This window comes from Pseudomonas sp. Pseusp88, assembly GCF_047303955.1.
GTDB lineage: Bacteria > Pseudomonadota > Gammaproteobacteria > Pseudomonadales > Pseudomonadaceae > Aquipseudomonas.
The window spans coordinates 195,233-221,159 of record NZ_JBGLYM010000003.1; the positions used below are offsets into that span (position 1 = coordinate 195,233).

Here is a 25,927-nt window from a genome sequence, read left to right on the forward strand (position 1 = left end):
GCGAACCGGCGCTGGCAAGCAAGATATTCGATTTAACAACAGACACATAAAGCCGCCCCCACAAACTCCATACACAACCCATGCCATCGGCTGGCAGCGGCAAACCTGAAACACCGCCCGGCAGACTCGCGCATCATCGCCAACTCAAGGCACTCGCCAAGCTGATGACCGCCCAGTAAACATCGAAGTCACTATAAGGAAGAGACCATGCATTTCACCCTTGGCAAACTGCTGAACACCACCCTGCTGGCGGCTTCGCTGGCATTGATCACCCCGGTCCATGCCGAAGATGCCCCTGCCCAACGCATAGGCGTGCGTGGTGCCATCACCGCGCTGGACGGCGATAGCCTGAAAGTCCACACCAATCGTGGCGAAGACCTGACCATCCAGCTGCAAAAGGACACCGCCGTACGCGGCGTGACCCTGGCCAATGTCGCCGACATCAAACCGGGCAGTTATATCGGCTCGGCCGCCGTGCCTCAGGCTGACGGCACCCTCAAGGCCCTGGAAGTCCATGTCTTCCCACCGCAACTGGCCGGTACCGGTGATGGGCACCGGGCCTTCGATCTGGCCCCTGGCAGCAGCATGACCAATGGTTCAGTGGGTGACCTGGTAACAACCAACGGCCGCAGCATCACGGTCAACTACAAGGGCGGTCAGAAAACCATCGTCATCCCTGATGACGTACCCATCGTCAATCTGGTGCCTGCCGATCGCAGCCTGCTCAAGCCCGGCGTCAAAATAGTGCTGTTCGCCCAGAAAGCTGCGGACGGCAGCCTGACGGCCCAGGCCATTTCGGCCGGTGAAAACGGCGTTAATCCGCCCATGTAAACCCCTCACAAGGCTTGGCTCCAGGCAGCCGGACGCGCTGTCCGCCCTTCGTCTGCACAGTGTTGACACGCCCCTTATTGGGGCGCGCAATGGATAGCTGCTCACTTAACGAAGGAGGACAACCCATGGCCAAGATGCATATCCTGGCAGGGGATTTTCTTCAGGGCGAAGGTGAATATCACTGTGGTGCCATTATTGTCGAAACCGCCCTGTTTCCCTGGCCTGGCGCCAGAATCAATGCAGAAGAAATCCGCTCGGTCATCCCGGCCCGGGAGATGAACACTCACCCACTGGACGTGTTCCACACGCCGGGGCTGACAAACAGTCTGTTGCTCGGGCTGAACGCTAACGCCGCCGGGCCGGGCGTTGTACAGATGAGCTTCTGGATCACCCTCAAGGACGGCCGCAAATTACTTGGAAAGGCCGACGAATCCACCTTCCGTCAGCTGCAACAGCAGGTCGCCGCTCCTGACTTTTTCACCCACCACGAATGACCTTCCCTCCGAGCCCGGCGTCCTGTCGGGCTCAGCTATATATTGAACTCACGCGATCCTCTTGCATCAGATAGCGCCTACGGCATCATTCGTGCATAAGACAGATATGTGAAGGTTTTGTGACAATACTCGTTTCGTCGCCAGCTTCATATTGACCAGGCGCAGCGCCACAACCGGCTAACGGGTGGGTATACCGATGAAAGAACGAGCAACTGTTATATGCAAACGCGACGGCCAGATCCTCTACGTGCGCAAGCCGAAAGCCAAATGGGCCCTGCCCGGCGGCAAAATCGAAGCTGGCGAAACCCCGCAACAGGCCGCTGCCCGGGAGCTGCGCGAAGAAACCGGCCTGAACAACCTGGGGCTGATTTACCTGGCAGAATACGAACAGGCGCAAGTGATGCACTATGTGTTCATGGCACTGATCCCCGCCTGGGGCAGGCCGCCACCGAAAAATGAAATTGCCGAGTGCAAATGGCTCAAGGTCAAGGACGTCGATGAGCTGAAAACCAGCGAAGCGACGCGGTCGATTGTGAAGTCGTTTGCCGTCTAGAACTGGCAAATATTGCAAGCACGCTATTAGATAGCATGCTATCTTTAATTCACATTCCGCCTGTTGAGATGCTTGAGGAATGAAAGCCCTGGCGACCACGAATCGCCGGGGCTTTGTGTTTTCGGGCTACGACTCAATAAAAAGCCCGGCGCCAGGGCCGGGCTTGACAGCCTAACGCAGATCGTCCGAAAGCGGCGTCTCGTCGTCCGCAGCGGGTACGCCTTCAGCGGGCGGATCCCGGTCTTCAGGCCGCTCCTCCCCGGGGCCGCGCCTCATGGGGTCGAGATTATCGGGATTTTCCGGATCTAAAGACGGTTCGTCCGTGCCAGGCAGTGGCGCCTGGCCCGGGGCTTCATATTGGAAAGTCGAATCGGTAGACATATGCGCCTCGCTTCTGAGGTCCAGCAGCTCTGGGCCGTACAGATTTGAGGTGAGGACGGTTGCCGTTGTGCGTTGCAAGCGACCAGCGGCAATGCAGATTACTTCGAGAAAGTAATCGTCAAATCATCCAGATCCCCGGCGAACTCAATCTCCCAGTCCGGATGCTCGTCGGCAAGCTGCTGCAGCAGAATGCCGATGGCTTCGAAATAGAGCGTCGAACTGACCGCAGACTTTACGCCAGCGCTGACAACCAGGTGTTTTGCTGCGCCTGCAAGGGACTTTGCGGGTAGCTTGCTGTTGATCTGCCGCTTGAGCTCAGCCGAAAGCGTTGCTGCTGTAAATTCCAAAGCCGGATCCCTCTCATCACATAGATAGAAAAGCCCAGCGCATGTGCAAACGAAGGCTTGGGTTTTGAACGTTTCCATTGAGCACAAAAAAGGGCAACCCTCTCGGATTGCCCTTCTAGACCGCCCAGCAGAGCGGATTTTGTTTGGTAGGCGCGATTGGACTCGAACCAACGACCCCCACCATGTCAAGGTGGTGCTCTAACCAACTGAGCTACGTGCCTGCTGTGGGAGCGCATTCTACGGATATTGAAAGATGTGTCAACGGCTTTTTCGCAGTAAGCCCATGAATATGCGGATTTTTTAGTGCCCTTTTAGTAGACGGCCCTGCCTTGCCCACCTGCGGTCATGGCCCACGTCTGCTCAATCACCATGCATAGAGTTTTCAGATTTATACATCGAACGGCTAGCGCATGCTGATCTACCGAGTGTGCTGTCAGCCAGCAAACGGCCCTGCTCAGTACCGTACTAAAATGGCGTGTCTGTAGGAGTCGTCTTTTCACCTGCGTTAGCTGCCGAGAAGAGGCAGAGAGAAAACAAACCATTGTGCGACTCATCGAAATAAAAGGTGACAATCCTTATAGACCACCGGAATAAATAAACCTCTAACCATACTTAATATCCGACAGTCAATCGCGAAACGGTATAGTTATTACAAGTCACTTATATTGACTACTAAGAACCTCATGTTAACATAAAAATTGCACACTCTCGGTACTATCGCCATGCACAAAAATACAGAAATACTCGCAAGAACACCCCGTGGATCCTTTGTGAGACTTTGGAGTAGCGCGGGCAGCCTGAGTGGAACCTTATATCAGGGAATCCTCAAGACCGTTAACATGAACAATGATACAGCTCAGCTGTACAATTCCGCTTACGAAACAATGGAGGAGGTAAACCTGATTTATGTGACCCGTATCGAAGCTCAGGACTCTTCGGGCAATCCTATCGATATGCCTGAGGACGCGCCTCTCATTGATGATTTCGCGAAGCCATCACCGCCGACCACTGGCTGGACCGGGGAAGTGTGGCGTATCCCGCCAGGCTGCCAACCGGAAATGGAGTTTGAACCATCACTCTATCGAACCCCTCCAGGCACAGATCTTGTTTTAGTTGGCGCTTTCGACGGAGCGTCATCAGGGACATTACGAAAAGGGAAATTAAAATTCATTGATTATGCAAAGAATCTACTTACGCTTGAAAATCCAAATGACTCAACCAAACAGATTGAAGTCCCGTTGGACCGAGTTTCAACCTCGAGTTACAATCCAGAGGAACCGGACGAGCCCGGTTTTTGAAGCACTAATATCATCGGCTGGCAGACGCAAAAAAACAGAACCCAGACAATCGAAAGCGGACTACCACCATGAACGCTCGTGCAGATACGAGCATAAAAAATGTCCTTATGCGTCCAGGGTTATATAACAGCGAAAAGTTACTTAACCATCACGCCTCCCGACAACGCTAAATGTCATTAACAATAGTTCTGTACACCTCCCTGATCAGTTTCTTTACACTCCAGCGACAAAAAAGGGCCAACCTCTCGGTTGACCCTTTTCTTACCGCCCAGCAGAGCGGATTTTATTTGGTAGGCGCGATTGGACTCGAACCAACGACCCCCACCATGTCAAGGTGGTGCTCTAACCAACTGAGCTACGTGCCTGCTGTGGGAGCGCATTCTACGGATATTGACAGACGTGTCAACGGATATTTTCGTTAACCCTCTGAATTAATGACCTTTTTACTCAACGCCGCAGCCTCCCCGCCATTCGTCCTCACTGGCGGCGCTCCATTATCTCGGATAGGATCTGAGCCTTCGTAAAAAATATAAAACGGGGTTTACAGGATGACGAACACTCCTTATCCGCAGTCCTATTACGCCGCGTCGGCCAATCCCGCCCCTGATCGCCCGGCCCTGCAAGGCGAAGTGGAGACGGATGTCTGTGTAATCGGCGCCGGTTATACCGGGCTCTCCAGCGCGTTGTTTCTGCTCGAGCATGGCTTTCGCGTGGTGGTGCTGGAGGCGGCCAAGGTCGGTTTTGGCGCTTCGGGGCGTAACGGCGGGCAAATCGTCAACAGTTACAGCCGTGATATCGATGTGATCGAGCGTACGGTCGGCCCGAAGCAGGCGCAATTGCTCGGGCAAATGGCCTTCGAGGGCGGCGCCATTATTCGCGACCGGGTCAGCAAGTATCAGATTCAGTGCGACCTCAAGGACGGTGGTGTATTCGCCGCCCTGACCAACAAGCAGATGGGCCACCTGGAGTCGCAAAAGCGCCTGTGGGAGCGCTACGGCCATGCGCAACTTGAGCTGCTGGACAAGAACCGCATTCGCGAAGTGGTCGCCTGCGACCAATATATCGGCGGCATGCTTGATATGAGCGGCGGCCATATTCATCCGTTGAACCTGGCCCTGGGCGAAGCGGCGGCGGTGGAGTCCCTGGGCGGGGTGATTCATGAGCAGTCGGCGGCCATACGTATCGAGCGTGGCGCCAGCCCTGTGGTGCACACCGCTGAAGGCAGGGTGCGGGCTAAGTTCATTATCGTTGCCGGTAACGCCTACCTGGGTAATCTGATCCCGGAGTTGGCCGCCAAGTCCATGCCCTGCGGTACTCAGGTCATCACCACTGAACCCTTGAGCGATGAACTGGCCAAAAGCCTGCTGCCTCAGGACTATTGCGTTGAAGACTGTAATTATCTGCTGGACTACTATCGGTTGTCCGCCGACAAGCGCCTGATCTTCGGCGGCGGCGTAGTCTACGGTGCTCGCGATCCAGCGAATATCGAAGCGATTATTCGACCAAAGATGCTCAAGGCCTTCCCACAACTGGCCAATGTGAAAATTGATTACGCCTGGACGGGCAATTTCCTGCTGACCCTGTCGCGCCTGCCCCAGGTCGGGCGTCTCGGCGACAATATCTATTACTCCCAGGGTTGCAGCGGCCATGGCGTGACTTACACCCATGTCGCGGGCAAAGTCCTTGCCGAAGCGTTGCGCGGCCAGGCCGAGCGTTTCGATGCCTTTGCCGGGCTGCCCCACTACCCCTTCCCCGGCGGCACGCTGCTGCGTACACCGCTGACGGCGTTGGGCGCCTGGTATTACAGCTTGCGGGACCAGTTGGGCTTCTAAATAAGCAGAACCAATCAATCCGCATTGGAATGAGATTTTGCAGGAGCTGCCGAAGGCTGCGAATGGGTTTATCTGGCAAACCGCTTTCGCAGCCTTCGGCAGCTCCTGCAGGTCCGGCGCCATCGACGAAGTACGATTTTCAAATGACAACAGCGCTTTTATCAGGCGCCGTTTATGTTTCAACGCCTGGCGTTCAAGCTCTTGACTGCCTCACCGGCCGCCTGCTCCTGCCCAGCCTGACCCAGGTCATTGGCGGCTTTCAGCCAGCGCTCGCGATCAACATTGGCGGGCAACTGCCGTGGCCCCTGGACCAGCACCGCCCAGCTGCCAGCGCCTTCCCAGGCCGAGGTAAAACCGGAAAAGCTCATCACGTCGTGACGGTCATTACCCGCCTGCACCACCACGGTCTGCTTGATGCGGTTGTAGCCCACCAGCACGCCATAGCGCGGCGACTTCAAAACCATGCCATCAGCGAAACGCACCAGTACCGGGTAGCCCGCCGCTACCTGAGTCAGCAAGGCGTCGAATGTCCGGTCCAGCGGATAGACCACGAAGCCGTAGGCCCGGGCCTGTTCCTGCATGCTCTGCTCGATACGCGCCTCGCCACCCGGCAACTTCATCGACTTGCCCAGCAATCCGGGGGTGATCTGCACTTGCAGGTTGGCCAGCATGGCGGCCATGGCGTTCGGCGCGCTCTGGTAGTCATTGCCACGGAAAAACGGCACGCCGGGGATTTCCACCCGGTCCGGCAGGCGTTTGATTTCAGGCGTGACAGACCCGGCACAGCCCGCCAGCGCCAGCATCATGGCCAGAGCGAAGCCCGCGCACTTGGGCCCGACAGTAGAAAAACGAGAAAAGACCGGCAGCATGTTGGCTCACTTAAACAAGCGTCGGGCAACCCGCGACCCGACTCGGAACACGATCATAGAGCCCTGCACGGCGTCGGTATAGCCTCGATACGCAGTCCGCAGCGCTCAATAGATCAAAATGATCCGGCTCCGGAGCCGTTGGTCAACTTACAGAAACATGCCCGGTACTAGACTGTCGATTAGTAAGACTGCATCGATTGCAGGAACCGGAGGTCGTATGAGCCTGGAAATGACTATCGTGATGCTGATCGCCGCATGGCTGGCCGTTGCCAGCGCCATGTTCTGGGGTGTGATGCGAATTTCTCGCCGTCATCACCATCCTGTGGAGCGCAACCCGGCCGCCGAGCCTGCTGGCGATGAAGCGCAAAAAGGCCGTCACGCGACGGCCCATTGATACGCCTATTTTGCCTTGGCGGATCGACCCGGATAGCCGGGTCGACCTGCAACCTTCCTTACCCTTTCGCGGCCTGTGCGGCAGCGCGCTTCTGCCGGGAGCGGCGCGACATCATGTTCAAGGCCTCGATACCTGCCGAGAACGCCATCGCGGTATACACATAACCTTTTGGCACATGGGCGCCGAACCCCTCGGCGATCAGGGTCATGCCGATCATGATCAGGAAGCCCAGAGCCAGCATGACAATGGTCGGGTTATCGTTAATGAACCTGGCCAAGGGTTCTGCCGCCACCAGCATCACCACCACCGCAGCCACCACGGCAATGACCATGATCGGCAGGTGTTCGGTCATGCCCACCGCAGTGATGATACTGTCGATGGAAAACACGATATCCAGCATCAGGATCTGGCCGATGGCCGCCGCCATGTTCAGGCTGACGGTGGAACCCACGCTTTTCTCGCCCCCTTCCTCCTTGTGATCGAAGCTGTGATGGATTTCCGTGGTGGCTTTCCAGACCAGGAACAGACCACCGGCGATCAGGATCATGTCCTTCCAGGAGAACGCCTGGCCCATTACCTCGATAACCGGTGCCGTCAGCTTGACGATAAAGGCCACGGTGCCGAGCAGCGCCAGACGCAGGATCAACGCCATGCTGATACCCAGACGCCGCGCCTTGGGTCGCTGATGTTCGGGAAGTTTATTGGTCAGGATCGAAATGAAGATCAGGTTATCAATACCCAATACCACTTCCATGACCACCAGCGTTGCCAGGGCAACCCAGGCGGCGGGGCTTGAAACCAGTTCCAGAAGATATTCCATCGCGTGCTCCTTGATTGGGTTCGGGGCAGCAACTGCAGCGGCCCGATAGACGAGCATTCTAGAGAGTGAAACACTTCAGTAAAATTCGTATTTATAAGCGGTATACTTCATTTTTTACGAAGTGTTTCAAGACATGCTCAATTACCGTCAACTGCATTACTTCTGGGTGGTGGCCAAGACCGGCAGTATCGTGCGTGCCTGCGAACAACTGAATCTCACGCCACAAACCATCAGTGGCCAGATTAGCCTGCTGGAGCAGACTTTCGGCGTCGAATTGTTCCGTCGCGTCGGACGGCAACTGGAACTGACCGAAGTCGGCCGCCTGACCCTGCCCTACGCCGAGCAGATGTTTCAGCTGGGAGATGAACTGGAGACCATGCTGCGTTCCAATCCGGACGAGAAGCAGATTGTCCTGCGCGTGGGTGTGGCCGATGTGGTGCCCAAGTCCATCGTTTACCGGCTGATTGCCCCGACCATGGAGCTCAATGAGCCGATTCGCATCACCTGCCGTGAAGACAAGCTGGAGCGGCTACTGGCAGATCTGGCGATTCAACGCCTGGACCTGGTAATTTCCGACAGCCCGATGCCTTCCCACCTGGATATAAAGGGCTACAGCCAGAAGCTGGGCGAATGCCCGGTGAGTTTTTTTGCCACCCGCGAGCTGGCCGAACGTTACGGCCAGGACTTTCCCCGCAGCATGCACGGCGCTCCGCTGCTGATTCCCAGCCAGGAAACCGTGGTGCGCAGCCGTCTGATGCGCTGGTTCGCCGAGCAGGATATTCGCCCGCGCATCGTCGGCGAATTCGATGACAGCGCCTTGATGAAGGCCTTCGGCAAGTCCGGCAGTGGCATTTTCATTGCGCCCAGCGTGATCAGCGATGAAGTGCAGGCGCAATATGGCGTCGAGTGGATCGGTCAGACCGACGCCATTATCGAGTCGTTCTATGCCATCTCGGTGGAACGCAAGGTCAGCCACCCCGGCATCGTGGCGATTACCGAGGCGGCGCGGCACAGCTTGTTCACCACGACAGATCAAGCCTCGACCAGTTGAGGCTTGAGGCGCATCAGCAGCAGTGCCAAGGCGATCGACAACAGGATAATCACGGCAGCAGCAAAACCCAGCTTGCCCAGGCCCAGATTATCGATGACCCGGCCACCGATAATCGCACCCAGACCAATGCCCAGGTTGGCCCCGGCAATATTCAGCGACGCGGCAAAGGCCGGTGCCTGGGGCGCGGCCTTGATCAAGCGCACATGGCTGACCAGAAACAGCGCCGACTGGGTAATCCCCCAGATTGCCAACGCCAAGGCCAGCAACGGCGTCGACTGCATGCCCGGCACCACCGCCACCAGACCCGCAACCATGAAGATACAGAACACCAGGCTTGCAATCAGCGGATGACGATCCACCATGCGCCCGCCCAGGGAATTGCCCAACAGACCCACAGCACCGAAGCCCATCAGGCACCAACCCACCACGGTGCCATTGAGCCCGGCCAGGCGCTCGAGCATATCGGCCAGATAGGTGTAGGCGGTGAACATACCGCTGAAGACCAGTACCGAAAGCAGCACGTGGCCCTGCATCAGCGGATCACGCAGGATCCTGAACTGACTGAGCAATGAAGCCTGGGTTTTTTGTGGCGTCGGCGGCAAGTAAATCGCCAACAGCAGAGCCTTGGCAAAGGCCACCACGGACAACAGGGCAAAGGCGCTGCGCCAGCCGAACGCATCGCTGATCAAAGTACCGACAGGGATACCGAACACCGTGGCGCAGACAATCCCGAAGCCGATCTTGGCAATGGCTCGGCCGGCAAAGTCGGGACCTACGATATCAACCGCCGTTTCACTGGCCAGAGCCCAGAACACAGGCAGGCCAAGGGCGGGAATCAGCCGGGCAATGGCCATTACCGCGATATTGGGCGCCAGTGCCGCCAGGGCGTTGGACAGGCCGAACAGCATGAGGATGCCGATAAACAGCCGCTTGCGTGGGAAACGCGCGCAATACGCGGTGAGAAAAGGACCAAAAGTGGCAACGGTAAAGGCAAACAGGGTTACCAATAGACCGGCCTGGGGAATCGTCACCGCCAGGTCCCGGGCCAGGGCCGGCAACAGACCAACAATGACGAACTCTGTGGTCAGCACAGTAAAACCGGCGGCCGACAACAGCAAAATGGGCAACAACATCAGAAACTCCAGAAAAACACGGCAGATCAATGCGGGGATCTGACAGGCACACAGGCAGGGACAACGCTACGGCGGGGATGTTGCAGAAAGTGAATCGCCGCCTCAACACCGAGGCGGCGACCTGTTACAGCAGAATCAAGCCAGGATTACAGTGCGCCCATGTAATCGCGCTTGCCAATCTCGATACCGTTGTGACGCAGCAGGCCGTAGGCCGTGGTCACGTGGAAGAAGAATTGCGGCAGGCTGTAGGTCAGCAGGTAGGACTGGCCAGTGAAACGCTTTTCCTTGTCGGTGCCAGGGCGCAGGACAATTTCGATCTCTTCGTTGCCGTTGACCTGCTCAGGCGTGATGCCGCCGATAAAGGCCAGGGCCTTGGCAATCAGCGCTTGCAGGTCGGCAAAGGTCACTTCGGTATCGTCGTACTTTGGCGGCTCGATCCTGGCCAGGCGCGCCGACGCGCCTTTGGCGAAGTCGACAGCGATCTGCACCTGACGGGTGAACGACAACATGTCCGGGAACAGACGCGACTGCAGCAGCGCTTCAGGCTGGATCTTCTTCTCGGTAGCGTGGGCTTCGGCTTTGCTCAGGATCGCGCTCAATGCTTTGAGCGAGTGCTGGAAAACCGGAACGGAAGCGGAATACAGGGAGATGGTCATGGCAGTTCCTTGGTTGAAGGTCGGGGATTATAGACATGAATTAGCTTTAAGAAACCCTGTCTTTTTCGTTCGCCCACTCTGCTAGGCTGACAACCTTTTCATCCATAGGGAAAGCCCCATGTCCACCGCCGAAACCCCGGACAACGCCCTGCAACTCAACAGCACGGAAGTACGCATCCTCGGCTGCCTGATCGAAAAACAGGCCACCAGCCCCGAGACTTACCCGTTGACTCTCAATGCGCTGATCATCGCCTGCAATCAGAAAACCAGCCGCGACCCGGTGATGAACCTGACCCAGGGCCAGGTCGGCCTGAGCCTGCGCGCCCTGGAAGGCCACGGTCTGGCCCGCCTGGTCATGGGCAGCCGTGCCGATCGCTATGAGCATCGGGTGGATAAAGGCCTTGAACTGGTCCCGGCCCAGGTCACCCTGATCGGCCTGCTGTTTCTGCGCGGGCCGCAGACGGTCAACGAGCTACTGACCCGCAGCAACCGCATGCACGATTTCGAAGACGTCGATCAGGTGGTACACCAGCTGGAGCGTTTGATCGCCCGTGGCCTGGCCACGCTGCTGCCGCGCCAGTCCGGCCAGCGTGAAGACCGCTACATGCACAGCCTGGGCGACCCGGCTGACCTGGAAGAGCTCCTCGCCGCCCGGCAGAACGCGCCGGAGCGCAGTGCGCCCAGCTCGGCTTCCAGCGATCGTATCGACGAGCTGGAAGCGCGAATTGCTGCGCTGGAGGAACGATTGACCCGACTGGAGAGCTAGGGTCTGTACGAAAAGTCGCCGAGCGCAGGTACTTTTCGTACAGAGCCTAGGACTGCCGAGCTAGCTTCTGGCAAAAGCAGCGGCCTGCTGATACTGGTCATCAGCAGGCCGGACCCCGGTATACAGCACGAACTGTTCCAGAGCCTGAATCGCCGCCACTTCATCACCGCTGATCACGCGCTTGCCCAAACGGCGGGCAACTTTGATCAGTGGCGTATCGGCAGGCGTGGCGACCACATCGAATACCGTCTCGGCGGCGCTAATGGCTGCCTCGTCGAATGCCAATTCCTCAGCTTGAGCACCCGCCATGCCCAAGGGCGTGACATTGACCAGTAACGCCGGGCGCTCTTCACCCAACTGCGCCTGCCACTGCAAGCCACAGGATTCAGCCAGGGCGCGACCGGCCTGCTCGTTGCGGGCGATGATCAGACCATCAGTGAATCCGGCATCACGCATGGCACTGACGACCGCCTTGGCCATGCCACCGCTGCCGCGCAGGGCAAAACGGCCGCGCGGCACCTTATGGCTGTCGAGCAACTGAGCCACTGCGATGTAATCGGTGTTGTAAGCCTTGAGATGACCGTTGGTGTTGACGATGGTATTGATCGATTGAATGGCAGCGGCAGACGCATCCAGCTCATCGACCAAGGGGATGCAGGCTTCCTTGAACGGCATGGACACGCCGCAGCCGCGAATCCCCAGGGAACGGATACCGGCAATGGCGGCAGGCAGATCGTTCGGAGCGAAGGCCTTATAGTAGAAGTTCAAACCCAGCTGTTCATACAGGTGGTTATGAAAGCGCACGCCGAAGTTACCGGGCCTGGCGGCCATAGACATACATAGAAGAGTGTCCTTGTTCGCAGTCACGGGCATGTTTTTTCTCCAACGGTATTAGATAAAGAGGGCCCGGCAGGCGTATCATCGGCACTGTTAAGGTATTGAAACGCCCTGCCCGGCTCTATCGGCGGCTACCTTACACAAAATTTACGCAGCGGCTTCGAAGATTTGCCAAAAGTCGCTGTCATAGAGTTATCCCGTGGCATTGCTTGAGATGAAGTCAGGCTAGCGACAACGGGGTTGAAAGCCGAGGAACAGTCATGATTCGTCAAATTCCCAAGGTTGCCTTGTTAATAGGTGCCCTAGCCCTTGCAGGTCAAGCCGAAGCCCATGGCGGCGGCAACTGGGCTGGTCCCGCTGTAGTGGGTGCGATTGTTGGCGGGGTGGTTGGCGCCGCAGTCAGCTCGGGACCTAGACCCGTCTACGTCCAGCAGGCTCCGGTATACGTACAACAACCGGTATATGCCGCACCACCACCGGTCTACTATCAGCAGCCTGTTGTCGTGGCACCGCCACCGGTTTACTACCGTCCGCAGTACTACGGCCCACCACCGGGCTATTACTACGGTCGTCCCCATGGTTACTACGGCGGTGGCCGCTGGTAATCGCCGCACCAACAACCCCGCCCTTTTGGCGGGGTTGTTGTTTGCGGGCAACTGCTTTTTCCAGTGCATTTTTAGTACAAAGGTCGTAACCAGAACAATGACCGGGGAAAAACAGGTCATGATATGGCTGGATTGATTGACCTATAACGATAAGGACCATGCCATGCCGACACAGAACCCCCATCACGCCAATGGTCTGTGCACCTCGAACAAAGTCTATAGCGCCCTCACCGAACTCAAGAGCCTGGAAGGTCACCGCACCGCCAAGTTCGTCTCCCTGCTGGCACAGAACCTGGTGGAAAAGGGTTTGCTGTCGGATCAGGAAATTGTTTCGATGCTGGATCAGGTGGTCGATTGACCACCTGAGATTCCATCCCCGCCTCGCCTTCCCCGCCATTCGCTGCAAATCATTCCCGCCATCAGTTCATCAATGTCCACTATCGAGAGCGGTGATTTCTGCCCGTGACGATGGCGCCGTAAAGTAGCGCCATAGATTGGTGGAGACACTTAAATGAACAAGGTTCAAATCATGTCAGTGGTCGGCAGCGCAGTACCGGCCCAGTTGCGCGAACGCGGCCTGCTGGCTTGCTGGTACCTGATGCACAACGGCGAGCCGGTCAGCGGTCCCTTCGCATCGCTGCCCGACGCCCAGGCTTCATCGGCAGAACTGGACGCCCGTCACCTGAATAGCTGATTGCCCTCTTCACGTTTCAAGCTTTAGCGAAAATCGTGCGTTGCTCCGCACACCCCCTTGCCCGCATCCTCCCCTGAGTGCGGGCTTTTTTTGCGCGTCGTTTATAGACGTTTTTTACAGGCGCTCGGCCATGGCCGCATTGACCTGACACCGATGGGTCAGCTTCTGCAGGCGCTTTTCAAGCGCGATGAACACCACACGATCAACCCGGCCGCTTTCCAGTTCGTCGACCAAATCACCGGCAACCTGGCGCAACTCATAAGCAATGACGATACGGTCATCGTTAAGATCCTGCTTGTGCGATTCGAACAGGCGATGCAGGTAATCCTGCAGCACATTCTGCAAGCGATGACGGTCAGTGGCGCGCAGGTGATTGAGGTTGAGACTGATCCTGGCCAGGGCCTCGCTCAATTCGCCACACAGGTATTGCATGCGCCGGGCATAACCGATTTCCCTGTCACGCATCTGCTTGTGCTGGGCGGCTGCGTCCTGCTTTTTCTGAATCGCAGGGATTAGCACAGCCATCATCATCCCGATGACCAACCCGGTGGCTTGAACCCAGTTGGCCCATTCCGAAGGTCTGGAGAAGGATCCCATCCCCAGCAGGAGTGCAGCCAGCGCCACTGCAACTATCACCAGAACGACGTAATCCTTGCTGATAAAACCCTTGGGCATTGCGTGATTCCTTAAATCTGCTGAGGCATGGGCAGCGATGCTAATCGGTGGCAGCGTTTGACACCATGAATATTCAAGCTCATCCATCGCCAGATGACACACTTGTTGGTGCGAGGCTTGCCCGCGAAAGCGATCTTTCAGACATGAAAAATGTTCCGACTGTACCGACCTCATCGCGGGCAAGCCTCGCTCCAACGAGAGATCCAGAGCTTACAGATATAGATGAAACCTCCTACAACACCCATCGACATCCAGCAAATTCGGCATAAAATGCAGCGGTTTATCTATATTCCTTTTTTAGTGAGCCACCTTTGAATATTCGTCTTCCTGTCCTGGGCCTATTATTTGCACTTACCGGCCCGTTCTTTACCCCTCTTGCTGACGCCAATGATGCTGCCCCCTTCAGCCGCGACCCTTCGCAACTGCATCTGGCCTCCGGTAGCGCCATGGTCATTGACCTGCAAACCGACAAGGTTTTGTATTCCAGCAACCCTGATGTCATCGTGCCCATTGCCTCCGTCACCAAGCTGATGACGGCGATGGTGACCCTGGACGCCAAGCTGCCGATGGACGAATACATCCCGGTGGATATTTCCAAAACGGCAGAAATGAAAGGCGTGTTCTCCCGGGTCAAGCTCGGCAGCGAACTGAGCCGCCACGACATGTTGCTGATTGCCCTGATGTCCTCGGAAAATCGCGCGGCCGCCAGCCTGGCTCACAGTTACCCAGGCGGCTATCAGGCATTTATTCTGGCCATGAACGCCAAGGCCAAGGCCCTGGGCATGGCCCACACGGTGTATGTCGAGCCCACCGGCCTGTCGATCTATAACGTTTCTACCGCGCGCGACCTGACCAAACTGGTCATGGCGGCGCGCAAATACCCGATGCTCAGTGAACTGAGCACCACCCAGGAAAAAACCGTCACCTTCCGCAAGCCCACCTACAGCCTGGGTTTCAGCAACACCGACCATCTGGTGCGCAAGTCCAACTGGGACATCAAGCTGACCAAGACCGGTTTCACCAATCAGGCGGGGCACTGCCTGGTCCTGCTGACCACCATGGCCAACCGCCCGGTGTCAGTGGTCATCCTTGACGCGTTCGGCAAATACACCCACTTCGCCGACGCCAGTCGTCTGCGTCTGTGGCTGGAAACCGGCAAGAGCGGTGCAGCGCCGGAAGTAGCGCTGCAATACAAGAAAGAGAAAAACCTGGTGATGAAGCAGAACGGCCTGCAAGTCAAAGAGTAATGCGCACACTCGAATATAGTTGACGGTGAGCGCCCTTCCCGGCTGAAGCCGGTCCCACATACACGCCATGGATGTGGGATCGGCTTCAGCCGGGAAGAGACCAATACGACCAACAGAAGACGCCATGCCGTATTCATCCACGACATTGCCTGCAAAATTAGATGGGCAATCAGTCCTTTATGAGCTAAACCTCTGATATCGCCCGCACCATTCGGGGCGTCCTACGGGAGTTCAGGTCCATGCTCTTCAAATGGCTGCTTGCTGCGGTACATCTATTGGCCTTCGGGTTTGCCCTGGCGGCGGTATTGGCCAGAGGGCGGGCACTGCGGCGACTGAGAAACGACGATGCGCGCTCCTTCCGGGATGTGTTCGTGGTCGACAATATCTGGGGCCTTTCTGCTGCCCTGCTATTGATTACCGGTGCTTTCAGGGCCTTTGGCGGCATTGAAAAAGGCTCCTACTACTACCTGCATCAACCTCTCTTCCACTTGAAAATCCTTGCCTTTGTTCTCATCGTCGCCATTGAAGTGGTGCCCATGTTCGCCCTGATCAAATGGCGCATCGCCTTTAAGAATCAGATGCCCATAGATACCAGCCGCTCCCGGCGCTTCGCACGGATCTGTCACGCCGAGGCTGCGCTGATGGTGATTATCGTCATTGCCGCCACCGGCATGGCCCGTGGGGACCTGATCAGCTAAGCGCTCTGAATCAAGTATTTCACCGGTAAAACAGACCGCCCTCGTGGCGGTTTTTGCGTTTGAATACGCCGGATTCAGGCCCTTTGCACAGCAAAACGCTTGCACAAATGTTGGAATACCATAATATGACATTCCAACGGTTCAGCCATGTTTTGACCGACAACGTCCAGCCCCTTGAGCAGACAAGAGACGTGCGGAGGCTTTATCGGCAACAGCCAGATTTCGTTTTACTGCTCTAGCCGGGTGTGCCCGCAAAGAGGTGCATTCGGATATCCCAGGATTTTCACCGAGGGCAACAGTATGGCAATTGGCAAAGGTATAACAGCAGCGTTGGCAGGTTTGGTTTTCACCTTGGGCAGTGGCGCGACAATGGCCGCTGACAGCATCAACTTTGTCAGCTGGGGCGGCAGTACCCAGGACGCGCAAAAAGAAGCCTGGGCCAATGTGTTCAGCAAGAGCAGCGGCATCACCGTGGTACAGGATGGCCCGACCGACTACGGCAAACTCAAGGCCATGGTCGAAAGCGGCAACGTGCAGTGGGACGTGGTCGATGTTGAAGCCGACTTCGCCCTGCGTGCCGCCAAGGAAGGCCTGCTTGAACCGCTGGACTTCAAAACCATCGACCGCACCAAAATCGACCCTCGATTCGTCTCCGACCATGGCGTCGGTTCCTTCTTCTTCTCTTTTGTCCTGGGCTACAACAAGGACAAGCTCAAAGGTCAGGAACCTGAAACCTGGAGCACCCTCTTCGATACCAAGACTTATCCCGGCAAACGCGCTCTGTACAAGTGGGCCAGCCCCGGCGTACTGGAACTGGCTCTGCTCGCCGATGGCGTAACCCCGGACAAGCTCTACCCACTGGATCTGGACCGCGCCTTCAAGAAACTCGATACCATCAAGAAGGATATTGTCTGGTGGGGCGGCGGCGCGCAGTCGCAACAATTGCTGGCTTCGGGCGAAGCATCCCTGGGCATGTTCTGGAATGGCCGGATCTATGCATTGCAACAGGACGCCGCGCCAGTCGGGGTAAGTTGGAAACAGAATCTGGTCATGGCCGATATGTTGGTGGTGCCTAAAGGCAGCAAGAACAAGGATGCGGCGATGAAGTTCCTGGCCAACGCCAGCAGCGAAAAAGGCCAGGCCGACTTCTCCAACCTCACCGCCTATGCGCCGGTCAATGTTGACAGCGTCAAGCGCCTGGATTCTGCGCTGGCGTCCAACCTGCCCACCGCTCATGTCGCGGATCAGGTCACCCTGAACTTCGCTTACTGGGCAGATCACGGTTCCGAAATCGCCACACGGTGGAATGAATGGCTGGTCAAGTGAGTTCATCGGTCATTGGCTCCCGGCAGGGTGACGCTTCCAGCGTCACCGCTGCACCGCCAGCCAACGAAAGAAGCCTGCGCTGGCGGGGTTTCAGCAACCTGCTGCCGGCCCTGGCCTTCCTCTGCATTTTTTTCCTGTTGCCCCTGGTGGCCCTGCTACTGCGCGGCGTACTGGAGCCGACGCCCGGTTTCGGCAACTACGCCCAGCTGTTCGCCAACTCGGCCTATGTGCGGGTACTGGTCAACACCTTTTCCGTGGCCGGGCTGGTCACCCTGATCAGCCTGCTGCTGGGCTTCCCCCTGGCCTGGGCGATCACCCTGGTGCCCCGTGGCTGGGGCCGCTGGCTGCTCAATATCGTTCTGCTGTCGATGTGGACCAGCCTGCTTGCGCGCAGTTATTCCTGGCTGGTGCTGTTGCAGTCCTCAGGGGTGATCAACAAGGCGTTGATGGCCATGGGCATCATCGACCAGCCCCTGGAAATGGTGCACAACCTCAGTGGCGTGGTGATCGGCATGAGCTACATCATGATCCCGTTCGTGGTCTTGCCCCTGCAGGCGACCATGGCCGCCATTGACCCCATGGTGCTGCAGGCCGGTTCGATTTGCGGGGCCAGCCAGTGGACCAACTTCTATCGGGTGTTCCTGCCCCTGTGCCGGCCGGGGCTGTTTTCCGGCGGCCTTATGGTGTTCGTCATGTCCCTGGGCTACTACGTCACCCCGTCGCTGCTCGGAGGCGCGCAGAACATGATGCTGCCCGAGTTCATTATCCAGCAGGTGCAATCCTTCCTTAATTGGGGACTGGCCAGCGCCGCAGCAGCCTTGTTGATCGTCATCACCCTGGTGCTGTTTTACTTCTACCTGAAGCTGCAACCGGAATCCCCGGTCGGCAACACGAGGTAATCCCGATGTTATTGACCGCCAACGCCATGGGTAAAGGTCTGCGTCGCGGGCTGTTCGTCAGCACCGCGCTGATTGCCGCATTCCTGCTGCTGCCGATCGTGTTCATCGTCCTGCTGTCATTCGGCTCCTCTCAGTGGCTAGTCTTCCCACCGCCGGGATGGACGCTGAAATGGTATGCGCAGTTCTTCGCCAATCCGCAGTGGATGGACGCGGCCATGGCCAGCCTCAAGGTTGCCCTGCTGACCACGGTCTTCGCCCTGCTGCTGGGCCTGCCCACGGCCTTTGCCCTGGTGCGCGGGCGTTTCGCCGGGCGCGACTTCCTGTACGGGCTGTTCACTCTGCCGATGATCGTGCCCCTGGTGATCATCGCCGTGGCGGTATACGCGCTGTTCCTCAAGCTGGGCTACACCGGCACGCTGTTCGCTTTTGTGGTCAGCCATGTCATCGTCGCCCTGCCCTTTACCGTCATCTCCATCATCAACTCCCTCAAGCTGTTCGACCGCTCGATTGAAGACGCCGCGGTGATCTGCGGCGCATCGCGTTTGCAGGCGGTGATCAAAGTGACCTTCCCGGCCATTCGTCCGGGGTTGATTGCCGGCGGGCTGTTCGCCTTTCTGGTGTCGTGGGATGAAGTGGTCCTCAGCGTGATGATGGCCAGCCCGACCCTGCAAACCCTGCCGGTGAAGATGTGGACCACCCTGCGCCAGGACCTGACTCCGGTGATTGCCGTGGCTTCGACCCTGCTGATCGGCCTGTCCCTGGCCGTGATGCTGATCGCCGCGCTGATCAAGCGCCGTAACGAGATACGCGCCTGAGAGCGCAGGAGACTCATCCATGAAATCCGCTCAATCCGTTTTGCCGTCCGACACCACCAAACCCTTGGTCAGCCTGCGCCACTTGAGCAAGCACTACGGCGGCTTCAAGGCCGTGGACGACCTGGCCCTGGATATTCAGGAGGGTGAATTCCTGACCTTCCTCGGCTCCAGCGGCTCAGGCAAGACCACCACCCTGATGATGCTCGCCGGTTTCGAAACCCCGAGCGCCGGGGAGATCCAGGTCGAAGGCCGTTCCCTGGTCCAGGTGCCGCCGCACAAACGCAATATCGGCATGGTGTTCCAGCGTTACTCGCTGTTTCCCCATCTGTCGGTGCGCGACAACATCGGCTTTCCTCTGTCGATCCGCAAACGTGATGCCGCTGAACGTAACAAGCGCGTCGACGAAATGCTCAAGCTGGTGCAACTGGAAGCCTTTGCCGAACGCCGCCCCAGCCAACTCTCCGGCGGTCAGCAACAACGCGTGGCGATTGCCCGGGCGCTGGTCTATGAGCCACGTATTCTACTGATGGACGAACCTCTGGGCGCCCTGGACAAGAAACTGCGCGAAGACCTGCAGGACGAACTGCGCCAGTTGCATCGACGCCTGGGCATCACCATTGTCTACGTCACCCACGACCAGGAAGAAGCCATGCGCCTGTCCCAGCGCATCGCCATCTTCAGCCACGGCAAGATCGTCGGCCTTGGCAGCGGTTATGACCTCTACCAGAACCCACCCAATGCCTTCGTCGCCTCGTTCCTCGGCAACTCCAACTTCCTGCGGGTCACCGCTGGCGGCCATGCTGTGGCACGTTTCGAAGGTCGGGATGTGGCCATGCGGCCCATGCCAGGCGTCAGCCCTGGTGCCGACCTGCTGCTGATGATCCGCCCGGAAAAAGCTCAGGTGCTGACCGCCGCAGCGGCCACCGCACAGCCTCTGGAAAGCGGCTGGAACGAAGTCAGCGCCCGGGTCGAGGAAGTGGTATTTCTCGGCGAAAGCCAGACCTACAGCGTCAAGACCGCCCAGGGCTGCACTCTGAGCATCAAGGCCCTGACCAATGGCTCGCCGCTGCTGCCTGCGGGCAGTGACGTACGGGTGCGCTGGGCGGCGGCGGATGCCTGTGTGTATAGCGAATGGAATGAAAGTGATTTGAACAAGACCACCGTGGCGGTGTAGCAGAACCGCTACGATCAGCTCCATTGGAGCGAATTGTGGGAGCGAATTCATTCGCGAACATGCGTTCCGGACGCTGGAGATGCGTTGAATGTACCGACTTCTTCGCGAATGAATTCGCTCCCACAATCGGCTCCCGCAATTCGCTCTCACATCATTCGCCAGCACGAGAAAGCTCCAGCCTTTGGACTAGGAAACAGGGCTCATCTCAAAAATCGCCCCCTCGATCCCCAGCACCTCGCGGCTATCCGAATAGATACCGACGCCCTTCTCCCACACCACCTTGATCGAGCCGTCGGCGCAGCGGATGCGGTATTTCAGCTCGTAAGGCTGCTGCCGCGACAGGGCATATTGCACTTCGCGCCAGACATAATCGGCATCGTCCGGATGAATCAGGCTGTTATAGGTGCAGTCGTGGCTGTCCATCAGCCGCTCAGCCGGGTAGCCGGTCAGTTGCTGGCAACCGGCACTGACGAACTCCATGGTCCAGTCGCGATTATTACGCCCGCGATAGATCAGTCCCGGCATACCGTCCAGCAGACTGATGGCACTGCGCTGACCGGCTTGCAGGGCGATTTCCCGGCGCTTATGGGCGGTGACATCGTTCACCACCAGATAGAAATGCAGCTCACGACGCTTGAGGCTGACCTCGAACCAGCGCAACTCCCCGGCTGGATGCACGAAACGAAGGCGCTGATTGAAGGCAATGGCCGGGCGCTGGCGCAACTCGTACAGGGCCTGGCGCCAGAGCGGACGGTCTTCCTGATGCACGTAGTCAACGAGCATCCGCGTACCCTTGGGACGCTCCATCAACTCGACCCACGTACTATTGAAGCGGGCGATTTCACCGTTATCGCGTAACTCCAGCAGCGCAATGGGGAACGCATCCAGCGGCGGACTCGCCAATGGGTCCAGTGCTGCCGCACGATTATCCATCATCAATGACGCTCCTCTTTACGCAATGACGCCACTTTGTGCACCCACGCCGCCAGCTCCAGGCGCGAACGCAGGTTGAGTTTCTGCAGCAGATTCTTCACATAGATCTTCACCGTGCCGTCGCTGATGCCCAGCTCGCGGCCGATCTGCTTGTTGCTCATGCCCGAGGCGATCAGCGCCAGGGTCTGGCTTTCGCGATCGGTCAGGGTGCTGTCATCGATCTTCGCGGGCAGCACCTGCGGTTCGGCCAGCAGCGACACCAGGGCGTCATCCAGGACAATCGCCCCTTTGCTGCAATTGCGCATGTAGGTCAGCAGCGCCTCCGGCTCGGTTTCCTTGAGCACATAACCGCTGGCCCCCAGGCGCAGGGCCGTGAGCAGTTCGCCACGATCCATGGAGGCGGTAAGTACGACGATCTGGCAATCCAGGCCCAGCTGTTTGATTTCGTCGAGCACCTGCAAGCCGCTCAAGCCCGGCATATGCAGGTCCAACAGGACCAGCCGCGGCGCCAGATTCACCGCCAGATTGATGCCTTCGCGGCCGCTGGCGGCCTGGCCGATCACATCGAAGTCGTCGCTGGCGTCGAACAGCTGCGCCAGCCCCCGGCGGAACAAGGGGTGATCATCGATCAGCAATAAGCTCGTACTGTTCATCGAGGCGCCTCGGCGAGTCTGCGGTAGAGAGAGGGTTCAGGTTCAGCTGTACGCGGGTACCGTGGGGTCGCACGGTGTCGATGCTCAGTTGCGCACCGATGCTCGCCGCCCGTTCACGAATGATCGCCAGGCCATAGTGGTTATCGTCCACAGATGCGGGGCTCAGGCCGATGCCATCGTCCTCGACACTGACCGTCAGTTCGCCCTCCTGGCTCTGGCGCAGTTCCAGGCGCACATGGCGCGCATGGGAATGGCGCACGACGTTGGCCAGGGACTCGCGGATGATCTGCAACAGCTGCAATTCCACTTCCGGCGACAGCGCGTCATCGGCCAGGCGATTATCCAGCTCGAAGACGATGATGCAGCGCCGGGAAAACTCGGCCACCGAATCGGCCAAAGCCTGGCGCAAGGAGCGACCATCCATGGTCAGGCGTGCACTGGTGATCAGCTCGCGGACCTGACGTTGCAACTGGCTCAAACCGCTACGCAGCTCTGCCAGCAAGGGCGTCAGTTGCTCCGGCTGATTGAGTCGGCCCTGGATCAGGCTGGTCTGGAACGACAGATAGCCAAGCTGCTGCGCGACCGAGTCGTGCAACTCCCGGGCTAACGCGCCGTGTTGGGAAGTGGCTTCCTTGCGTTGCTGCTCACGCTTGTAGCGCAACAATTGCACGCTGACACCGACCACCCTTGCGCTGTCTTCAAGCAACTGGCGCAAGGCGCGGCTGGCCGGGTATGGACTGTCGAGTAACAACACGCCAGCGGGCAGGCTCGGCTCATTGGCTACGGCGCACAGCACACGGCACTGGCCACGGCGGTGACAGGCGCCACAGGCCTTGGCCAGCTCGCCAAGGGTGCCGTTGCGCCAGGGACAGTCCGCTTCGTCCTCGCAGACGCTGAGCAAAGCCCGCCGCGCCGGACCGTAATCCTCTCCGGGTACAGCCAGGCCCAAGCGACAGGCGTCCAGCAGTGCCTCGAAATGATCCATGAAGTGCGACAAGGCATCGTCCGCGTGCATCTGCCGCAACGGCAACTCGGCCAACAGGCGGCGTATGACGCCGGCCTTGTCCGGGCGCGAGCGCAACAACCATCGTCGCCACGCTGTGGGCCTCGCTTGCGCTGTCACTGACATTACCTGTCCTTCGTTTGAGCCTGGGCAAAGGCGAGCAACTTCCATGCCTCCACCAGTCTTTACGGCGGGCTACCCCCAAGGAGATACCTCTTTTTCCGGATTGAGCGGTAATTCCTTTTAAGAAAGTATCTTCCCCAACAGGAAACAAACCTACGATGCGGAGAGTTTCATGAGCAGCGCCCACAACAGCGACATTTACCGCCCCTTCAGCGTGCCGCACTATCGGCAGGCCGCCCCGAAAGCGTGCGCGTTGCATCATCTGCTGGTGCTGCAGACCACGGTCGATGAGCTGCCCGAATCCCTGCAGGCCTTTGTCCGCGACCTGCCCCGCCCGATCCTGCTCAGCGCCCGTAGCGAAGGCTTCGACAAGCACCTGGATACCCTGCTCTACGCCGCGCCGATCGGCAGCCATCTGTATGTCCTGGGCGATGAAGCGTTCCTCTGGCGTGTGCATGTCACCGCTCAGGGCGCGGGAATGCTCAGCGAAGAAATCGACCTGATCGACTGCGGTCCGGCTCAGCGCCGGGTGTTCTGCGTGCACTGCGGCCTGATTCAGGACGCCCCCGCCGTAGCACAGCTGAACTGCACCGGGTGCCAGGTACAACTGGGAGTTCGCGAGCACTTCTCCAAACGCCTGGGCGCCTATATGGGCGTCTGTGAAAACCCCGATCAGGCTTACGCTCAAGTACAGCGGACCGGGCTACAGCAAGGCGAGGTGCAGCCATGATGCAGGTCCGCGTCAGCGCCATCCGCCAACTGACTCCAGTGGTTCGCGAGTTCACTTTTACCGCTCTTGACGGTGATCTGCCGGGCTTCTCCTCGGGCAGCCATGTGCAGGTGCACCTGCCTCTGGAACAACGCACGGCGCGTAATGCCTACTCGCTGATCAGTGACCCGGCCGACACTCGCCACTACCAGATTGCCGTACGTTTGCAGGAACCCTCCCGTGGCGGCTCGCACTATCTGCATCATCAGGTGCGGGTCGGCGATACCCTGACCCTGTCGCCCCCGGCCAACCTGTTCGCCCCGGACCTGACCGCCCGCCATCACATCCTTATTGCCGGTGGCATCGGTATCACTCCGTTCATGGCCTACCTCGACAGCCTGGAGCGTTGCGATGCTTCATTCGAACTGCATTACGCCTACCGCCAGGGCCTGACCGACGCCTATGTCGATGACTTGCAGGAACGCCTGGGCAGCCGTTTGCACCGCTACGACGGCAGCGCCGGCCAGGTCATGGAGCTCAAGGCCATCCTCGGCGCCCGGCCCATGGGCAGCCATGTCTACACCTGCGGCCCGCAGCGTCTGCTCGACGGCGTGCGCGAACAAGCCAAAGCCCTCGGCTGGCCCGACGCGCGGGTGCACTGGGAAGCCTTCAGCAGCGCGCAACCGGGTGTGCCCTTCAGCCTTGAACTGGCCCGCAGCGGTCGCGTCCTGCAGGTCGAGGCCGAACAGAGCCTGCTCGAAGCCCTGGAGGAAGCAGGGGTCGCCATTCCCAACCTGTGTCGCGGCGGCGCCTGCGGGCAATGCGCGACCCGCCACCTGCAAGGCGACATCGAACACCGCGACCACTGCCTGAGCGCCGAAGAACAGCAGCAGTACCTGATGCCCTGTGTGTCACGGGGCTGCGGGACAGCGCTGATCCTGGATCTGTAACCCAGTGGGACCGGCTTTAGCCGGGAATGCGTCCGACCTGATCAAGAACATGCGGCGGATGCAGCACCCCTTTCCCGGCTGAAGCCGGTCCCACAAATCTCAGCCAAATTCAGACCGATGTTTGATAAGAGGAACCGCCATGACCGTGCAATTCACCGCGCCACAGAGCTATCGGGACGACTTCACCTTCCGTAACAGCCCCCAGGCCATTGCCCGTTTTCCGTTCCCCTTCACCGAAGACAGCTACATGTACTCAGTGAACATCGAACCGGCCACGCCCCGCGCCCCTGGTTCGGTGTATCAGCACTGGTTCGACATCGACGAGCACTACCGCTCGGAAATGGCCGAGCGCGCCCTGGTGCTGGACAAGGATCCGCGCCGCTGCCTGGTTATGCCGCACATGCAGCTGGCCTCCTGGGACGCTCTGCAACTGTTCATGGAGCACCTGTCGGCCGACTATCCACAATGGTTCGAACTGGACTGCGACGGCAACCACTGGCACTGGCGCAACAAGGCCCTGGACATCGACCAGCGCTTTACCTTCGGCGACGCCAGCACCCTGCCCTGTGAGCCTCTGGAGTTCATTACCCGTCAGGTCCAGGGCGATATAGCGTTACTTGACCAACGCGACAATGACCTGTTCATGGACGCCGGCATGGTCACCTCGCCCGCCGACTGGTCCCTGGCCTTCGACGCCGGGATGAGCTTCAAGCAGTGGCACTCGCCGGTGCCCATGGCCAACCAGATGGGCGTGTTCGACCGTGCCCTCAAGTACCTGCTGGCGATCCAGGTCAACCAGCCGGTACGCCGCCTGAACTGGACCCTGACGATCAATCCGCGCCTGGACTCGTCCCCCGAGACCTTCCACGAATGGGGCGCCGACCGCGGCCAGATCACCCCGGACAATGTTGGCAGCGCGGTGCATCTGCGCGTTGAACTGCAATTCATGGTCCGCCTGCCGCGCAGCAACGGCCTGATGTTCAGCATCCGCACCTACCTGATCAGCATGAACGAACTGGTCACCCACCCCGGTTGGGGCCAGCGCCTGCACCGGGTGCTGCGCGACCTGCCGGACCCGATCGCCGACTACAAGGGCATGACCCGCTACCGCCAGACCCTGGTGCAGTGGCTCAGCCAGTTCGACGAACAGGCCTGAATTCT

At 58.7% G+C, this 25,927-nt stretch carries 30 protein-coding genes and 2 tRNA genes; 20 read left to right on the forward strand and 12 right to left on the reverse strand.

Annotation, left to right across the window (positions count from 1 at the left end; all coding sequences use genetic code 11):
- Positions 1–207: 207 nt before the first annotated feature.
- The 3 genes from ACCD02_RS05390 (at position 208) to ACCD02_RS05400 (ending at position 1,878) form a co-directional block, all read left to right on the forward strand.
- On the forward strand, positions 208–831 hold the full coding sequence (locus ACCD02_RS05390) for a DUF5666 domain-containing protein (protein WP_413299164.1): 624 nt from the start codon (positions 208–210) through the stop codon (positions 829–831).
- A 125-nt stretch (positions 832–956) separates the two neighbouring features.
- Positions 957–1,325: a hypothetical protein gene (locus ACCD02_RS05395; protein ID WP_413299165.1), complete on the forward strand. Its 369-nt coding sequence runs from the start codon at positions 957–959 to the stop codon at positions 1,323–1,325.
- Positions 1,326–1,521: 196 nt separating this feature from the next.
- Positions 1,522–1,878 (forward strand): NUDIX hydrolase, encoded by a 357-nt coding sequence (locus tag ACCD02_RS05400; RefSeq protein ID WP_413299167.1) that lies wholly within the window; start codon positions 1,522–1,524, stop codon positions 1,876–1,878.
- 479 nt (positions 1,879–2,357) lie between these two features.
- On the opposite strand, the gene ACCD02_RS05405 is transcribed toward ACCD02_RS05400, so the two are convergent.
- Entirely contained in the window at positions 2,358–2,606 is a 249-nt protein-coding gene (locus ACCD02_RS05405) for a hypothetical protein (protein WP_413299169.1), read from the reverse strand.
- A 144-nt stretch (positions 2,607–2,750) separates the two neighbouring features.
- Positions 2,751–2,827, reverse strand: a tRNA-Val gene (locus ACCD02_RS05410).
- A gap of 618 nt (positions 2,828–3,445) precedes the next feature.
- On the opposite strand from ACCD02_RS05410, the gene ACCD02_RS05415 reads away from it, so the two are divergent.
- Positions 3,446–3,904, forward strand: coding sequence for a hypothetical protein (locus tag ACCD02_RS05415; protein WP_413299171.1), 459 nt, complete (start codon positions 3,446–3,448; stop codon positions 3,902–3,904).
- Between the two features lie 288 nt (positions 3,905–4,192).
- Here ACCD02_RS05415 and ACCD02_RS05420 read toward each other — a convergent pair.
- Positions 4,193–4,269 (reverse strand) — tRNA-Val (locus ACCD02_RS05420).
- A gap of 183 nt (positions 4,270–4,452) precedes the next feature.
- Here ACCD02_RS05420 and ACCD02_RS05425 point away from each other — a divergent pair.
- Positions 4,453–5,736 (forward strand): NAD(P)/FAD-dependent oxidoreductase, encoded by a 1,284-nt coding sequence (locus ACCD02_RS05425; RefSeq protein ID WP_413299173.1) that lies wholly within the window; start codon positions 4,453–4,455, stop codon positions 5,734–5,736.
- Positions 5,737–5,915: 179 nt separating this feature from the next.
- Here ACCD02_RS05425 and ACCD02_RS05430 read toward each other — a convergent pair whose 3' ends face one another.
- The gene (locus ACCD02_RS05430) at positions 5,916–6,605 is read right to left on the reverse strand and encodes a peptidase C39 family protein (protein ID WP_413299175.1); all 690 of its coding nucleotides are present in this window, start codon (positions 6,603–6,605) and stop codon (positions 5,916–5,918) included.
- A 217-nt stretch (positions 6,606–6,822) separates the two neighbouring features.
- Between ACCD02_RS05430 and ACCD02_RS05435 the strand changes: the two genes are divergently transcribed.
- Complete coding sequence (locus ACCD02_RS05435; protein WP_413299177.1) at positions 6,823–6,999, forward strand: hypothetical protein; 177 nt, start codon at positions 6,823–6,825, stop codon at positions 6,997–6,999.
- Between the two features lie 58 nt (positions 7,000–7,057).
- Here the strand turns inward: ACCD02_RS05435 and ACCD02_RS05440 are convergent, their stop codons facing one another.
- Positions 7,058–7,819 carry a TerC family protein gene (locus ACCD02_RS05440; RefSeq protein WP_413299179.1) on the reverse strand — a complete coding sequence of 254 codons (762 nt, stop codon included), beginning with the start codon at positions 7,817–7,819 and terminating at the stop codon, positions 7,058–7,060.
- Positions 7,820–7,952: 133 nt separating this feature from the next.
- Here ACCD02_RS05440 and nhaR point away from each other — a divergent pair, with 133 nt between their 5' ends.
- On the forward strand, positions 7,953–8,870 hold the full coding sequence (gene nhaR, locus ACCD02_RS05445; RefSeq protein ID WP_413299181.1) for a transcriptional activator NhaR: 918 nt from the start codon (positions 7,953–7,955) through the stop codon (positions 8,868–8,870).
- On the opposite strand, the gene ACCD02_RS05450 is transcribed toward nhaR, so the two are convergent.
- The gene (locus tag ACCD02_RS05450) at positions 8,852–10,003 is read right to left on the reverse strand and encodes an MFS transporter (RefSeq protein WP_413299183.1); all 1,152 of its coding nucleotides are present in this window, start codon (positions 10,001–10,003) and stop codon (positions 8,852–8,854) included. The genes nhaR and ACCD02_RS05450 overlap by 19 nt on opposite strands.
- A 146-nt stretch (positions 10,004–10,149) precedes the next feature.
- Positions 10,150–10,659, reverse strand: a complete 510-nt coding sequence (locus tag ACCD02_RS05455; protein ID WP_413299185.1) for a DUF1993 domain-containing protein — start codon at positions 10,657–10,659, stop codon at positions 10,150–10,152.
- A 118-nt stretch (positions 10,660–10,777) separates the two neighbouring features.
- Here ACCD02_RS05455 and ACCD02_RS05460 point away from each other — a divergent pair, with 118 nt between their 5' ends.
- The gene (locus ACCD02_RS05460; protein ID WP_413299187.1) at positions 10,778–11,425 is read left to right on the forward strand and encodes a YceH family protein; all 648 of its coding nucleotides are present in this window, start codon (positions 10,778–10,780) and stop codon (positions 11,423–11,425) included.
- A 60-nt stretch (positions 11,426–11,485) separates the two neighbouring features.
- Here the strand turns inward: ACCD02_RS05460 and ACCD02_RS05465 are convergent, their stop codons facing one another.
- Positions 11,486–12,298: a shikimate 5-dehydrogenase gene (locus ACCD02_RS05465; protein WP_413299189.1), complete on the reverse strand. Its 813-nt coding sequence runs from the start codon at positions 12,296–12,298 to the stop codon at positions 11,486–11,488.
- Between the two features lie 224 nt (positions 12,299–12,522).
- Here ACCD02_RS05465 and ACCD02_RS05470 point away from each other — a divergent pair, with 224 nt between their 5' ends.
- The 3 genes from ACCD02_RS05470 to ACCD02_RS05480 all read left to right on the forward strand — a co-directional run bounded on the left by ACCD02_RS05470 (position 12,523) and on the right by ACCD02_RS05480 (position 13,561).
- Positions 12,523–12,867, forward strand: a complete 345-nt coding sequence (locus ACCD02_RS05470) for a hypothetical protein (RefSeq protein ID WP_413299191.1) — start codon at positions 12,523–12,525, stop codon at positions 12,865–12,867.
- Positions 12,868–13,030: 163 nt separating this feature from the next.
- Positions 13,031–13,225, forward strand: coding sequence for a hypothetical protein (locus ACCD02_RS05475; RefSeq protein WP_413299193.1), 195 nt, complete (start codon positions 13,031–13,033; stop codon positions 13,223–13,225).
- A 153-nt stretch (positions 13,226–13,378) separates the two neighbouring features.
- Complete coding sequence (locus tag ACCD02_RS05480; protein ID WP_413299195.1) at positions 13,379–13,561, forward strand: hypothetical protein; 183 nt, start codon at positions 13,379–13,381, stop codon at positions 13,559–13,561.
- Positions 13,562–13,675: 114 nt separating this feature from the next.
- Here ACCD02_RS05480 and ACCD02_RS05485 read toward each other — a convergent pair whose 3' ends face one another.
- Complete coding sequence (locus tag ACCD02_RS05485; RefSeq protein ID WP_413299197.1) at positions 13,676–14,236, reverse strand: hypothetical protein; 561 nt, start codon at positions 14,234–14,236, stop codon at positions 13,676–13,678.
- A gap of 311 nt (positions 14,237–14,547) precedes the next feature.
- Between ACCD02_RS05485 and pbpG the strand changes: the two genes are divergently transcribed.
- From pbpG to ACCD02_RS05515, 6 genes are all read left to right on the forward strand, one after another.
- Positions 14,548–15,483, forward strand: a complete 936-nt coding sequence (gene pbpG / locus ACCD02_RS05490; RefSeq protein WP_413299199.1) for a D-alanyl-D-alanine endopeptidase — start codon at positions 14,548–14,550, stop codon at positions 15,481–15,483.
- Between the two features lie 239 nt (positions 15,484–15,722).
- Complete coding sequence (locus tag ACCD02_RS05495) at positions 15,723–16,181, forward strand: DUF2214 family protein (RefSeq protein ID WP_413299201.1); 459 nt, start codon at positions 15,723–15,725, stop codon at positions 16,179–16,181.
- Between the two features lie 300 nt (positions 16,182–16,481).
- Complete coding sequence (locus tag ACCD02_RS05500) at positions 16,482–17,507, forward strand: ABC transporter substrate-binding protein (protein WP_413299203.1); 1,026 nt, start codon at positions 16,482–16,484, stop codon at positions 17,505–17,507.
- Entirely contained in the window at positions 17,492–18,406 is a 915-nt protein-coding gene (locus ACCD02_RS05505) for an ABC transporter permease (protein ID WP_413299205.1), read from the forward strand. The genes ACCD02_RS05500 and ACCD02_RS05505 overlap by 16 nt, the downstream gene beginning before the upstream one ends.
- Positions 18,407–18,411: 5 nt before the next feature.
- Positions 18,412–19,221 carry an ABC transporter permease gene (locus ACCD02_RS05510; RefSeq protein ID WP_413299207.1) on the forward strand — a complete coding sequence of 270 codons (810 nt, stop codon included), beginning with the start codon at positions 18,412–18,414 and terminating at the stop codon, positions 19,219–19,221.
- Between the two features lie 19 nt (positions 19,222–19,240).
- On the forward strand, positions 19,241–20,395 hold the full coding sequence (locus ACCD02_RS05515; protein WP_413299209.1) for an ABC transporter ATP-binding protein: 1,155 nt from the start codon (positions 19,241–19,243) through the stop codon (positions 20,393–20,395).
- A 186-nt stretch (positions 20,396–20,581) separates the two neighbouring features.
- On the opposite strand, the gene ACCD02_RS05520 is transcribed toward ACCD02_RS05515, so the two are convergent.
- From ACCD02_RS05520 to ACCD02_RS05530, 3 genes are read right to left on the reverse strand one after another with little or no spacing between them, the layout of a single operon-like run.
- On the reverse strand, positions 20,582–21,331 hold the full coding sequence (locus ACCD02_RS05520; protein ID WP_413299211.1) for a PAS domain-containing protein: 750 nt from the start codon (positions 21,329–21,331) through the stop codon (positions 20,582–20,584).
- Positions 21,331–21,981 (reverse strand): response regulator, encoded by a 651-nt coding sequence (locus tag ACCD02_RS05525; RefSeq protein WP_413299213.1) that lies wholly within the window; start codon positions 21,979–21,981, stop codon positions 21,331–21,333. The genes ACCD02_RS05520 and ACCD02_RS05525 overlap by 1 nt, the downstream gene beginning before the upstream one ends.
- The gene (locus tag ACCD02_RS05530) at positions 21,950–23,065 is read right to left on the reverse strand and encodes a sensor histidine kinase (protein WP_413299215.1); all 1,116 of its coding nucleotides are present in this window, start codon (positions 23,063–23,065) and stop codon (positions 21,950–21,952) included. The genes ACCD02_RS05525 and ACCD02_RS05530 overlap by 32 nt, the downstream gene beginning before the upstream one ends.
- A 214-nt stretch (positions 23,066–23,279) precedes the next feature.
- On the opposite strand from ACCD02_RS05530, the gene ACCD02_RS05535 reads away from it, so the two are divergent.
- The 3 genes from ACCD02_RS05535 (at position 23,280) to ACCD02_RS05545 (ending at position 25,922) form a co-directional block, all read left to right on the forward strand.
- A complete protein-coding gene (locus ACCD02_RS05535) occupies positions 23,280–23,837 on the forward strand; it encodes a dimethylamine monooxygenase subunit DmmA family protein (protein WP_413299217.1) in 558 nt (185 codons plus the stop codon).
- Positions 23,834–24,766 carry a PDR/VanB family oxidoreductase gene (locus tag ACCD02_RS05540; RefSeq protein ID WP_413299219.1) on the forward strand — a complete coding sequence of 311 codons (933 nt, stop codon included), beginning with the start codon at positions 23,834–23,836 and terminating at the stop codon, positions 24,764–24,766. Before ACCD02_RS05535 ends, ACCD02_RS05540 begins: the two co-directional genes overlap by 4 nt.
- Positions 24,767–24,905: 139 nt before the next feature.
- On the forward strand, positions 24,906–25,922 hold the full coding sequence (locus ACCD02_RS05545) for a heme-dependent oxidative N-demethylase family protein (protein ID WP_413299221.1): 1,017 nt from the start codon (positions 24,906–24,908) through the stop codon (positions 25,920–25,922).
- Positions 25,923–25,927: the final 5 nt, after the last annotated feature.

Bases quoted from the DNA above. Each gene is read 5' to 3' on its own strand.
- ACCD02_RS05390 (WP_413299164.1), top strand. From the start codon at position 208: ATGCATTTCACCCTTGGCAAACTGCTGAACACCACCCTGCTGGCGGCT.
- ACCD02_RS05395 (WP_413299165.1), top strand. From the start codon at position 957: ATGGCCAAGATGCATATCCTGGCAGGGGATTTTCTTCAGGGCGAAGGT.
- ACCD02_RS05400 (WP_413299167.1), top strand. From the start codon at position 1,522: ATGAAAGAACGAGCAACTGTTATATGCAAACGCGACGGCCAGATCCTC.
- ACCD02_RS05415 (WP_413299171.1), top strand. From the start codon at position 3,446: ATGAACAATGATACAGCTCAGCTGTACAATTCCGCTTACGAAACAATG.
- ACCD02_RS05425 (WP_413299173.1), top strand. From the start codon at position 4,453: ATGACGAACACTCCTTATCCGCAGTCCTATTACGCCGCGTCGGCCAAT.
- ACCD02_RS05430 (WP_413299175.1), bottom strand. From the start codon at position 6,605: ATGCTGCCGGTCTTTTCTCGTTTTTCTACTGTCGGGCCCAAGTGCGCG.
- ACCD02_RS05435 (WP_413299177.1), top strand. From the start codon at position 6,823: ATGAGCCTGGAAATGACTATCGTGATGCTGATCGCCGCATGGCTGGCC.
- ACCD02_RS05440 (WP_413299179.1), bottom strand. From the start codon at position 7,819: ATGGAATATCTTCTGGAACTGGTTTCAAGCCCCGCCGCCTGGGTTGCC.
- nhaR (WP_413299181.1), top strand. From the start codon at position 7,953: ATGCTCAATTACCGTCAACTGCATTACTTCTGGGTGGTGGCCAAGACC.
- ACCD02_RS05450 (WP_413299183.1), bottom strand. From the start codon at position 10,003: ATGTTGTTGCCCATTTTGCTGTTGTCGGCCGCCGGTTTTACTGTGCTG.
- ACCD02_RS05455 (WP_413299185.1), bottom strand. From the start codon at position 10,659: ATGACCATCTCCCTGTATTCCGCTTCCGTTCCGGTTTTCCAGCACTCG.
- ACCD02_RS05460 (WP_413299187.1), top strand. From the start codon at position 10,778: ATGTCCACCGCCGAAACCCCGGACAACGCCCTGCAACTCAACAGCACG.
- ACCD02_RS05465 (WP_413299189.1), bottom strand. From the start codon at position 12,298: ATGCCCGTGACTGCGAACAAGGACACTCTTCTATGTATGTCTATGGCC.
- ACCD02_RS05470 (WP_413299191.1), top strand. From the start codon at position 12,523: ATGATTCGTCAAATTCCCAAGGTTGCCTTGTTAATAGGTGCCCTAGCC.
- ACCD02_RS05475 (WP_413299193.1), top strand. From the start codon at position 13,031: ATGCCGACACAGAACCCCCATCACGCCAATGGTCTGTGCACCTCGAAC.
- ACCD02_RS05480 (WP_413299195.1), top strand. From the start codon at position 13,379: ATGAACAAGGTTCAAATCATGTCAGTGGTCGGCAGCGCAGTACCGGCC.
- ACCD02_RS05485 (WP_413299197.1), bottom strand. From the start codon at position 14,236: ATGCCCAAGGGTTTTATCAGCAAGGATTACGTCGTTCTGGTGATAGTT.
- ACCD02_RS05495 (WP_413299201.1), top strand. From the start codon at position 15,723: ATGCTCTTCAAATGGCTGCTTGCTGCGGTACATCTATTGGCCTTCGGG.
- ACCD02_RS05500 (WP_413299203.1), top strand. From the start codon at position 16,482: ATGGCAATTGGCAAAGGTATAACAGCAGCGTTGGCAGGTTTGGTTTTC.
- ACCD02_RS05505 (WP_413299205.1), top strand. From the start codon at position 17,492: ATGGCTGGTCAAGTGAGTTCATCGGTCATTGGCTCCCGGCAGGGTGAC.
- ACCD02_RS05510 (WP_413299207.1), top strand. From the start codon at position 18,412: ATGTTATTGACCGCCAACGCCATGGGTAAAGGTCTGCGTCGCGGGCTG.
- ACCD02_RS05515 (WP_413299209.1), top strand. From the start codon at position 19,241: ATGAAATCCGCTCAATCCGTTTTGCCGTCCGACACCACCAAACCCTTG.
- ACCD02_RS05520 (WP_413299211.1), bottom strand. From the start codon at position 21,331: ATGATGGATAATCGTGCGGCAGCACTGGACCCATTGGCGAGTCCGCCG.
- ACCD02_RS05525 (WP_413299213.1), bottom strand. From the start codon at position 21,981: ATGAACAGTACGAGCTTATTGCTGATCGATGATCACCCCTTGTTCCGC.
- ACCD02_RS05535 (WP_413299217.1), top strand. From the start codon at position 23,280: ATGAGCAGCGCCCACAACAGCGACATTTACCGCCCCTTCAGCGTGCCG.
- ACCD02_RS05540 (WP_413299219.1), top strand. From the start codon at position 23,834: ATGATGCAGGTCCGCGTCAGCGCCATCCGCCAACTGACTCCAGTGGTT.
- ACCD02_RS05545 (WP_413299221.1), top strand. From the start codon at position 24,906: ATGACCGTGCAATTCACCGCGCCACAGAGCTATCGGGACGACTTCACC.